Annotated in this window: 6 protein-coding genes and 1 pseudogene; 2 read left to right on the top strand and 5 right to left on the bottom strand. The window is 72.3% G+C overall.

Annotation, left to right across the window (positions count from 1 at the left end):
* Positions 1 to 101 precede the first annotated feature (101 nt).
* The gene (locus tag ACIBAF_RS38820; protein ID WP_399469697.1) at positions 102 to 788 is read left to right on the top strand and encodes a 2-phosphosulfolactate phosphatase; all 687 of its coding nucleotides are present in this window, start codon (positions 102 to 104) and stop codon (positions 786 to 788) included.
* Between the two features lie 96 nt (positions 789 to 884).
* A complete protein-coding gene (locus ACIBAF_RS38825) occupies positions 885 to 1,298 on the top strand; it encodes a VOC family protein (protein ID WP_399469699.1) in 414 nt (137 codons plus the stop codon).
* A gap of 22 nt (positions 1,299 to 1,320) precedes the next feature.
* Here the strand turns inward: ACIBAF_RS38825 and ACIBAF_RS38830 are convergent, their stop codons facing one another.
* The 5 genes and pseudogenes from ACIBAF_RS38830 to ACIBAF_RS38850 form a co-directional block, all read right to left on the bottom strand.
* Positions 1,321 to 2,499 carry a hypothetical protein gene (locus ACIBAF_RS38830; RefSeq protein ID WP_399469701.1) on the bottom strand — a complete coding sequence of 393 codons (1,179 nt, stop codon included), beginning with the start codon at positions 2,497 to 2,499 and terminating at the stop codon, positions 1,321 to 1,323.
* A gap of 67 nt (positions 2,500 to 2,566) precedes the next feature.
* Positions 2,567 to 3,805, bottom strand: a complete 1,239-nt coding sequence (locus tag ACIBAF_RS38835; RefSeq protein ID WP_399469703.1) for a TIGR02679 family protein — start codon at positions 3,803 to 3,805, stop codon at positions 2,567 to 2,569.
* A complete protein-coding gene (locus tag ACIBAF_RS38840) occupies positions 3,802 to 7,956 on the bottom strand; it encodes a TIGR02680 family protein (RefSeq protein ID WP_399469705.1) in 4,155 nt (1,384 codons plus the stop codon). The genes ACIBAF_RS38835 and ACIBAF_RS38840 overlap by 4 nt, the downstream gene beginning before the upstream one ends.
* Positions 7,953 to 9,419 (bottom strand): TIGR02678 family protein, encoded by a 1,467-nt coding sequence (locus ACIBAF_RS38845; RefSeq protein WP_399469707.1) that lies wholly within the window; start codon positions 9,417 to 9,419, stop codon positions 7,953 to 7,955. Before ACIBAF_RS38845 ends, ACIBAF_RS38840 begins: the two co-directional genes overlap by 4 nt.
* Positions 9,416 to 9,675, bottom strand: a pseudogene (locus ACIBAF_RS38850) (hypothetical protein); the annotation flags it as partial. The pseudogene ACIBAF_RS38850 and the gene ACIBAF_RS38845, both read right to left, overlap by 4 nt.

Consider the following 9,675-nt stretch of genomic DNA (forward strand, 5'->3'; position numbering starts at 1 on the left):
TGGCGCCCGCTTCGAGAACGGCCTCCTCGTCGAACGAGACAAGACCCTCGCAGCGTGATCCACCTCAACTGATCCACAAGTCTTGACAATTACTCCTTGGCATGGATGAGTTGGTCGGCGCCCCGGTTGTGGCGGTCGTGGTTGACGTCATGCGTGCTTTCACCGTGGCTGCCTGGGCTTTTGCGCAGGGGGCGGAAAAGATCGTTCTTGCTGAGTCGCTGGACGACGCCCTGGCGCTCAAGGCTCGGCATCCGGATTGGGTGGCGCTCAAAGACGGGCCGGCCGCGCCGGGGTTCGACGCCGTCAATTCGCCGGGTCTGTTGCGGTCTGTCGACCTCGGTGGACGGACCGTTGTGCAGAAGACCACGGCAGGGACGGTGGGCGCCCTTGCGGTCAAGGAGGCGTCGCTGGTGCTGTGCGCCGGCTTCGTGGTGGCGGAGGCAACGGCGCGGCTCTTGCGGACACGTGCGTGCGACAGCGTCACGTTCGTGGTCACCGGCGAGGGCGGGCGGGCGGATGAGGATCTGGCGTGCGCTCAGTACATCGCCCGGAGAGCCACCGAGGCCGGGACGGATGCCGCCGGCTTCCTCAGTCGCGCCGCCGGGTCGCGCGCCGCAGTCGAGCTGGCGGAGGGGGTGCGTCAAGGAGTCCATCCTGATGACGTCGCCCTCTGTCTTGAGCTCGACCGGTTTCCCTTTGCCATGGTGGCGGCCTTGGAAGACACGCTCATGGTCCTGCGTCCGCGCGCCGTGCCGTCATCGGCCGACGGCGGTGCGGACAGCGGTTGAGGAGGGTGTGGTGGTCGGCGTGCCGTTGTTCTTTTTGCGCCCAATCTCCCTAATCTTCGCTTGGTTCAATGAATTGGTGCATTCTGGGAGGAATTCATGGCCTCGCGGCTCAATCCGTATCTCAGCTTCGACGGTGACGCCCGGCAGGCGTTGGAGTTCTATCGGGAGGTCTTCGGCGGCACTCTGACGCTCAACACCTACGGCGACTTCGGCAAACCGGACGCGCCGGAGGCCGACAAGGTCATGCACGGGCTGCTGGAGACGTCGAGCGGGTTCACCGTGATGGGCGCCGACGTGCCGCCCGGCATGGAGCACAATCCCGGCAGCAGTTTCTCCGTCAGTGTGAGCGGGGACGACGATGCCGAGCTGCGCGGCTACTGGGAGAAGCTGTCCGCCGGGGCATATGTGTCCGTCCCGTTGGCCAAGCAGATGTGGGGGGACGTGTTCGGCATGTGCACGGACCGGTTCGGCGTTCCGTGGATGGTCAACATCCGCCGGCCGCAGGAGTGAGCGGACGTTGGCCGGGTGGCCCTCACTGGGCCGCCCCCTCGGGTTCGTCCGCTGCGGACGGGTGAACGTGTCTGCCCTCGTGGAACGGGGTGAACCACGACCTGAACGCCATGGGCGCGGTTCCCAGAGTCGCGCCCGCCGGGGCTTCGTCGAAGGCGTCCAGTGAGTCGTCGTAGAGCCACTCGTGGTCCTTGTCCTCGTACACGTTGGCGGCGAACGCGTCCAGCGCGGCCGAGACGTCGTCGTCCAGGAGTCCGTGCAGCTCCAGGGTCGTGGTCGTCTCGCTCAGCAGAAAGCGCAGGGCGAGTTCCTCGGCCACGCAGCTGAGCCGCTGGAAGCTGCCGTCGGTGAAGCGGGTGGTCATGGCGATCGTGGTGACCAGGAAGCGGCGGGCGAAGCGGGCGTCGTACTGGAGGGCGTAGCGGTCGGGAAGGCGCTCCAGGTGCCACAAGGGGCCCTCGCATTCCGCGACGGTGGCGTCCTCCTGCGTCAGGACCTGTACGTCTTCGAAGAGTTCGTCCACCAGGATGTCGGTGGCGTAGACAAGGGCGCCGGCGGCGAGTCTGGCGCTCTCCGCGGGGATCACGGTCGTCTCTTTCCTCTCCTTCCCATCTTTCCCGTCTTTCCCGTCTTTCCCCTCACCGTCCGCCTCCCCGTCTCCGTCGGGTGCGCCGAACATCGACAGGGGGAATGCGCGGAGTTCGTCGGCCGACTTCAGCATTCGGGTTCGTACGGCTGCGGCTTTCGCCTCGACTGCGTGGGGCTCGTCGGCGCCTTCTGGGGCTGGTGTCTCGGTGTGGCGGGCCTTGCGGGCGGCGGGGTCGTCGGGCGGGGCGTCGGGGCCGTCGGCGGCGTCGAGGCTCTGTTTGGCCAGGTCCTGGTGCAGCTCGACCTCGCACCGCTCGATCGTCCAGTCGGCCAGCAGTTCCGTGCGCTCCAGCAGTTCGTCCACCAGCGCCTGCACGGAGTCCTCGGCGAACTCCAGCGCCGGAGCGTCGACGATGACCTTGAGGAAGGCGCCTCCGGGATGGACGGCCACGATGGTGTCGACGAGGTCGACCTCCACGCCGTCGGGGCCTTCGACGGACCTGACCGAGTTGAAGGCGTCCTCGATGAGCGCCACGGCGCCGGCGCGCTGCAGCGGGTCCATCTCCGGAGTGCCCTGCGGGATGCAGGTGTCCACGCTCACTACGTACGTCACGCCCCCGAGCCTGTCAGGAAGCGGCCGCCTCGCGCGAGGGGTGCTGTCTTAACAAATCCGCAGGTGCTCAGGGGTGGGTGGGTTCTCGGGAGAGGTCGTCGAGGAGAGGGGCCGCCACCGTTTCCTCCATCAGGGCCCTTCCCTGTCGCGCCATGGCGGGGGTGAGGGCGGGGTCCCAGGGGGCCTCGGTGAGGCGGCCCGGGGCGGGGCCGTGCGGGGTGTGGGTGAGGCCGGTGAGGTAGTCGTGGGTGGACATGCGCCAGGGGACGGCGGAGGTCTTGTGCATGACGTGGGCGGCGATGCGGACGCCCTCGCCGTCGAAGTCTCCGTGGTAGCGCAGTGTCGCGCCCTCCGCGGCGAGGAGGTGCAGGAGGCGGACGACGGCGCTGTTGGGCCAGCCCGAGGTGCAGACCATGGGTGGACAGTGGGCGCCGAAGCGGCGTAGTGCCAGGGCGAGGACGCTCGGGTTCTCCGTGATGTGGACGGGTCGGGCGGGGAAGTGGAAGTCGCCCGGTGACCTCAGCTGGGCCAGGGTGAGCGAGACGGCGTGGCCGGCCTCGGCGCAGATGCGGCTCAGGCGGCTCAGCGTGCCCTCGCCGGACGGGCGGAGTCCGGCGGCGAGGACCGTCGTGGACAGCTCGTCGTCGGCGACGCCGGCCCGGGACCAGAGTGCGCGCCGCCCCGGGGAGCCGTCGGGCACGGGGGCGCCGTAGAGCGTGGACAGGGCCCGCAGCACGAGGGTGGAGAGGCGGGTGCCGTCGTCCAGGGCGTGTGGGTCGCCGTGTCGTGTGCGGGCGGCGAACACCGGCAGGGGTTCGCCCTCGGCGGGCAGGGCGGCGAGCACGGAGAGGGCGGCGGTGAGCAGGTCGCGGGTGCGGGCGACGGAGCCGTCCACCAGCCCCTGGGCACGGCAGTACGCGGTCCACTCCGCCAGCGCGGGCTGGGCCCGCACGGTGTCGTGATCCGCCAACCAGGCCCACAGGGCGGCCCGTTCCTCCTCGTCGCGCCGGCGTTCGGCGTCCCGGTCGCCGAGCGGGCCGATGACCTGCGCGACCAGGTCCCGTACGGTGCCGGCGCCGGCCTCGGCCAAAGCGTCCTCCAGCCGGGCGAGGCGCACGGTCGGCCGCTGGTCGGGCAGCCGGTCCATGCCCAGGAGGTCGGCCAGAGCCTCCCGTTCGTCCTCGTCGAGCGGGCCTACGCGCACCCCGGTGACGGGTCGGCCGGAGGACAGGCGGTCGTGCACCGCCTGCCAGAGAGGGCGCAGGCGGGGCTCGGCGAGGTGAGGGGGGACGGGGGGCGTGCTCATGTCCCGAGGTCCCCTGTACCTCTGCCTTCGTCGGCTCCGCTGCCTTCGTCTGCTCCGCTTCCTTCGTCCGGCTGCATGCCCGTCCCCGTCCACACGAAGCGGGCGCTGGTCACCGCGTCGTCGCCGTCCGTTCCCGTGATCAGTTGGTGGACGGCGATGCCGGAGAGTTCGCGGTAGTGGCACCACTCATGGTCCGAGGTGAGCATCAGGTCGAGGTCGAGTGCGGCGAGCAGGGCGAAGATCTGGCCGCGGTTGGCGGCGTCGACGCCGACGAACACCTCGTCGAGGAGGATGAGCCGAGGCGCCTCGGGTACGGCCTCGTAGTGCGCGGCGACGGCCGCGAAGAGCGGCAGGTGCAGGGCGATGGCCTTCTCGCCGCCGGACAGGGCGCCGTGGAGTTTCTTCGTGAGGACCTGCCATCCGGCGCCGTTCGCGCGGTCGAGCCGGACCACGAACTGGTGCCACGCCGTGTAGTCGAGCACCTCGGCGAGCTGTTCCTCCCAGGTGGCCGCCGTGTTTCTGGCCTTCGCCTCTTCGATGCGGGCCCGGAAGAAGGCGTGCAGGGCCTCGCGGTCGGCGTCGGTGACGTTCTTGGGCTCCTTGAGCAGGAGCGTGCGGGCGGTCTGGGTGCCGGCCGGGAGGTCGGGGTGGATGCGCCACACCAGTTGGACGGAGACGTTCGACGCCGTACGGACCCGTTGCAGGTGGCCGTTCATGCGGTCGACGAGTTCGCCCGCCTGACGGATCCGGGAGGCCAGGTGGCGCCGGGTGTCCCCGGTGAGGGTCTGGTCGAAGAGGCGCCGCTCGGCGACGGTGATGTCCTCGCGGCTGCCGTCCCGTTCGGCGGTGAGGGTGTGGAGCAGTCCCGTCGCGCCGGTCCGGGCGCCGTCCATCGTGGCGGTGAAGATCTGGACGTCCTCGTCGGCTTCCAGGTCGAGGTCGGCGCGGCGGCCGAGGACCTGACGGGCCTGGTGGACCGCCTCCGACAGGCGCTGGACGGCGTCCCCCAGGTTGCGCGGTTCGTGGGCGAGGTTCGGCCACTCGGCGGCGATCTCGCGGGCCGCGTACAGCGTGGCGCGGGCGCCGTCCTGTGCGGTCAGGTGCAGAGCGGCCCGTTCCGGCGGGGCGCCGGTGTCCTGGGGCAGGCCGAGCAGGCACAGGTGGCGGAAGCGGAGCGCCGAGGCGTCTCTCGTGGCCGTGGCGTCGTCGCGTCGCCGGACGTCCTCGGCCATGGTCGCCTCCAGCGCGCCGATACGGTGCTGAAGGCGGCTCAGTTCGCCGTCGCTCGCGGTGATCTCCTCGCGGCTGCGGCGGGCGTCCTGCCTCAACTCGCCGATGCGGGCCGCTATCTGGCGGAAGTCCTCGCCGACCGAGCTGTCGACGGCCTGGAGGGTGGCGGCGAGCGCCCGTGCCTCGGTCTCGGCCCGGTCGGCCTCCGCCTGGCTCTCCTGCGTTGCCTCCAGGGAGCGTTCGGCCTGGCTTCGCGCGGCCGCGGCCCGGCCGAGGGCGGTGGCCCAGTGCAGGTGCGCGTCGGCCCATGCGTCGGCCGTGTCCGCGAACGCGTCGACGGCGGCGGACAGTTCGTTCAGTCGGCCCCGCTCGGTGGGCAGGGCGTGTTCCGAGGAGAGCCTGCCGAGCGTGCGCAGGCAACGGCTCACGTCGGCTTCCCGCCCGTCGAGCACCTTGACCGCGACGCGGACGGCGTCGTCCCGTACTCCGACCGCCTCCTCCGCGCGGTCCCAGCGGCGCCGTCTCTCGTCGAGCTCGCGGTGCCGGGGGCGGGCCGCGAGGTCGGCGTCGAGCCGGGAGCGGCTCTCGCGCAGGGCGCGCAGCCGCGCGTCGAGCGACGCGAGGTGCGTGTTCAGCTCGGTGAGGCGGCCGGTGAGTTCGGCGCTGCGCCGCGCTCTGGCCTGTTCCCGGGCGAGGGAGCCGATGTGGGCGGGCGCGTCCTTGCTCCAGGTGCCGATGGCCGCTACCAGCCGCCAGCTGCCGTCCGCCGCGACGGCGGCGGTGTGCCAGTGGGGGAGCTGGTCTCCGTAGGCGATGCCCGCGAGGAGCCGGGCCACCCGGTCGCCGGACACCGGGCTGTCCTCTTCGGGGCGCAGGACTTCGAGGAGGGACGGGCCCGGTGCGGGTGTCGCCCAGGCGGGCGCCGCGAAGGTGTCGTGCCCGGCCAGCTCGATCGTGTCCTCGGGGCTCACCCACGCGTCGAGCAGTCCCGATGCCTCCAGCGCCGCCTCGACGCCGGCCTGGACGTCCTCGGGGACGCCGTCGCGGAAGGCCACCAGCCGCCACAGGGGCGCGCCCTCCATCGTGGCACGGTCCGTGGTGCGGTACGGCGGGGCGGGCGGCGGGAGGTCGGTCTGTGCCGTGAGCGCCTCGACGGCGCGGACAGTCCGCTCGCGGTGGTCGAGCGCGGTCTCCCGCGCCGTCCGGAACCGGGTCTCGGACTGGGTGATCGCCTGGTCCTGGGCGCGTACGGCACGCTCCACGACGGCCAGCACATCCGCTTCGACGGCGGCTCGCGCGGCCAGTTCCTCGACGTCGTCGATCCGCAGCTCCACACATCCGGCGGCCCACTCCCGGAGCAGCTCCGCCTGCGCCTGCAAGGCCTGCGCGCACTCACGGGCCGCTTCGTCGCGACGGGTCATGGCCTCGGCCAGGCCGTCCCGGGCGCCGTCCAGGGCGGTCTCGGCGGCGGTGCGGTCGCCCACGGCCCGCTCATGGCGTTCGACGGCCTCCCGGACGGCCGCCATCTGGTCGCGCCGGCCCTTGACGGCTCCACGCAGCAGATGACGGACCTGACGGACCCGGTTCGCCTCCCGCGCGGGATCGTCGGCGCCGGGAGCGTCGGCGAGGGCGGCGCGCAGCTCCGCGTGCACCGACTCCATGCCCACGACGCGGGCCGTCCGCTCGGCGTCCTCGGCGGTGTCCCGGGCGTGGTGGGCGTATTCCTCGGCCTGTCGGACGGCGGCGTCCGCCTGCTCGTCGTCCGCGCGGAACCGGCGCTGCCGGTCGTCGGCGGTGGCGCGCAGTCGATGGGCGGTCTGCGCGGTGTCCTGGGTGCGGCGGCGGAGTTGGTCCAGCTCCTTGCCCTGCTGGTAGAGGTCGCTGTCGACCAGGCCCTGGACGGCCGCTTCGAGTTCCTCGACCCGCTCGCTCAGCTCCGCCCTGCGCCGCCCGGTGACCTCCTGGTCGTGCAGGGCCTGTCGGTGCTGCTCCGCGCTCTCCCGGGCGGTCCGGGCCCGGTTGTCCAGGTCCGTCGTCGCGGAGATCAGGTGTGCGGCGGCGGCGCGCAGCACCCGCTGGGCGTAGCCGCGTTGCCGGTCGGCGATGGCGGCCGCGGCGGTGACCTCCTCGTCGAGCCGCTTCAGGTCCTCGCGCTGCCGGTCGAGCCGCTCGAACCCCTCGGCGAGTTCCCCGATCTCCGTCTCGCCGAGCGGCGGCAGGGCCTTGGACAGCAGGGTGGACAGCAGGGACGGGTCGAGCCGCTCGGAGAGTTTGGGCTGCCGGAGCTGGAGCAGGGCGGTGATCAGCGCCTCGTAGCGCTGCTCGCCGAGGCCGGCGAACAGGGTGCGGCGGATCGTGGACCGGTAGTCGGCGGCCGTGGCGTGGATCTCGCCGTGGCCCTCCAGGGCGTCCGCCAGCGCGGCCCGGGTGAGGGGCTGGCCCGCCTCATTGAGCAGGGAGACGTTGTCGGCGCCGTCGCCGAGGCGCCGGACGGTGGTGAAGTAGTCGGTCTGGACGCCGCTCGTGTGGACGCTGGCCTGCAGCCGGGCCCCGCAGGAGAACCATGCGCCGTCGGCCCGGCCGAACTCCATCCACACGTATCCCACGCGGGTCTTGCCGGTGGCGCCTTCGCCCATGAGGTTCCAGTGCATGGTGCGCTCGGAGCCGCCGAAGGTGGACAGCCGGTGGGGCCTGAGGTTCGCGTCGAAGAGGAACGGCAGCAGCAGCTCCAGCGCCTTCGACTTGCCCGTGCCGTTCGGTCCGCGCAGCAGCAGGCGCCCCTGGTGGAACGTGAACGTCTCGTCGTAGTACCGCCAGACGTTGAGGATTCCGGCGCGGACGGGCTGCCAGCGGGCCCGGGTGGGAGGGGCGCCGTCCGTCGGCCGGTCCGTGCCGCGTACCGGCAGTTCGGTCACGCTCACCGCGGGCCTCCTTCCCCGGAGTAGGAGCGGTCGAAGTCGCGCTCGGGGTCGAGGCCGCGGTCGGGGCCGCCGTCCGTGACGGCGGTCGTGGTGCTGGTCGTGACGGCGGTCGTGGTGGCGGCCGTGACGGCGGTCGTGGTGCTGGTCGTGACGGCGGTCGTGGTGGTGGTCGTGGTGTCCGCGACTCGGTAGCGGTGGGCGGCCGGGCGGGCTACGACCCGGTCGCCGGTGTCGCGGACCAGTCCGAAGTCGCGCAGCACCGCCACCGCGTCGTCGGCCAGCCGGCGTGCCCCTTCGGCTGCCTGGTAGGCCTTCGCCCAGCGGGGGAAGCGGTGCAGCAGCTCGGACGCCGCCGCCGCGAGCTGTTCGGGGGTCGCGCCGCCGGGCGTGTCGGCGATGCGTTCGAGGAGGAGCAGCGCCGCGACGCGGGCGGTCGAGGAGTCGTCCGGGAACCTGGAGTCGGTGGCGACGGCGTCGGGGTCGACGAGGAGGTAGCCCTCCGCGCGTTCCTCCAGCACGAGTCCGGCCTGCTCCGCAGCGCGCCGCACGATCTGACGCCCCGTGGGGGAGGCGAGATAGGCGAGCTCGTCGTCGGTCAGGTCCTCGCGGTAGAGGACCGGATCGTCGAAGAGGCGGCGCAGTACGGAGTGCCGCAGCCACAGGTTCCGCCGGGTCCCGGAGACCACGAACGCCTCGTCGGCCATGCCCGTGCCCGAGCCGGAGCCCGTGCTTGTGCCCGTGCCCGTGCTTGTGCGCGTGCTGGTGGGCTGCGCGGCGGGCGGCGGGCCGTAGCGCCGCTCCCGCATCAGTTCGGCGAGCAGTTCCTCGAAGCGGCCCGGCACCTCCTGCGCGGGCAGTCCCAGCCGGGACGGCCCCACGGGCGCGGCGGGCAGCCGCATCAGCAGCGTGACGTCCACCCGGTAGAGGACCTTCGCCTCCGCCGTGTCCACGAAGGACTCCGTCAGCCCGTCGACGACCGCCAGCACGCCGTAGGACTCCAGCAGCTTCAGTACGTCCACGAAGGCCATCCGCTCCCGGCGGCTGGTGGTGTCGAACGACTCCAGCGCCGGGTCGGCGGCCATGGCCTGCACGACACGGTCGGCGAGCAGCCCGATGGTCGTCATCGGAACGGACGTCAGCTCCGCCGCGGTGACGCAGAACAGCACATACCTGCGGCGGTCGAAGGGCGCCCGGCCCGCGCGGGGACGCAGGGCGGGCCGGGAGGCGTCGGCGTCCGGGCGGACCTTGAGCAGCCGGGCGTAGCCGCGCCGGGGCTCCACCACCAGGCTCCAGCCGCAGGTGTAGTCGAACCACTTGGCCAGCGGCTCCTTGCGGCGCCGGACCACCTCGAAGGCGGCGGGGTCACCGCGCTCGGTGATCAACGGCTGGGCGAGCAGCAGGCGGATTCCCCGCGCCACCTCTTCTCGTTCGACCACCACCAACTGGTTGGCGAGCGTGCTCATCCCACGGCCTCCTCGTGCCCGGCCGACGGAACTTCCTCGTACTCGCCCGACGAGGGCTTCTCAGGCCCGCCCGACGAGGGCTTCTCAGGCCCGCCCGACGAAGCCTTCTCACGCCCGGCCGACGAGGCGCCCTCACGCCCGCCCGACGAAGCCTTCTCACGCCCGCCCGACGAGGGCTTCTCAGGCCCGCCCGACGAAGCCTTCTCACGCCCGGCCGACGAGGCGCCCTCACGCCCGCCCGACGAAGCCTTCTCAC

The organism is Streptomyces sp. NPDC051677, assembly GCF_044453465.1.
Taxonomy (GTDB): Bacteria; Actinomycetota; Actinomycetes; order Streptomycetales; family Streptomycetaceae; genus Streptomyces.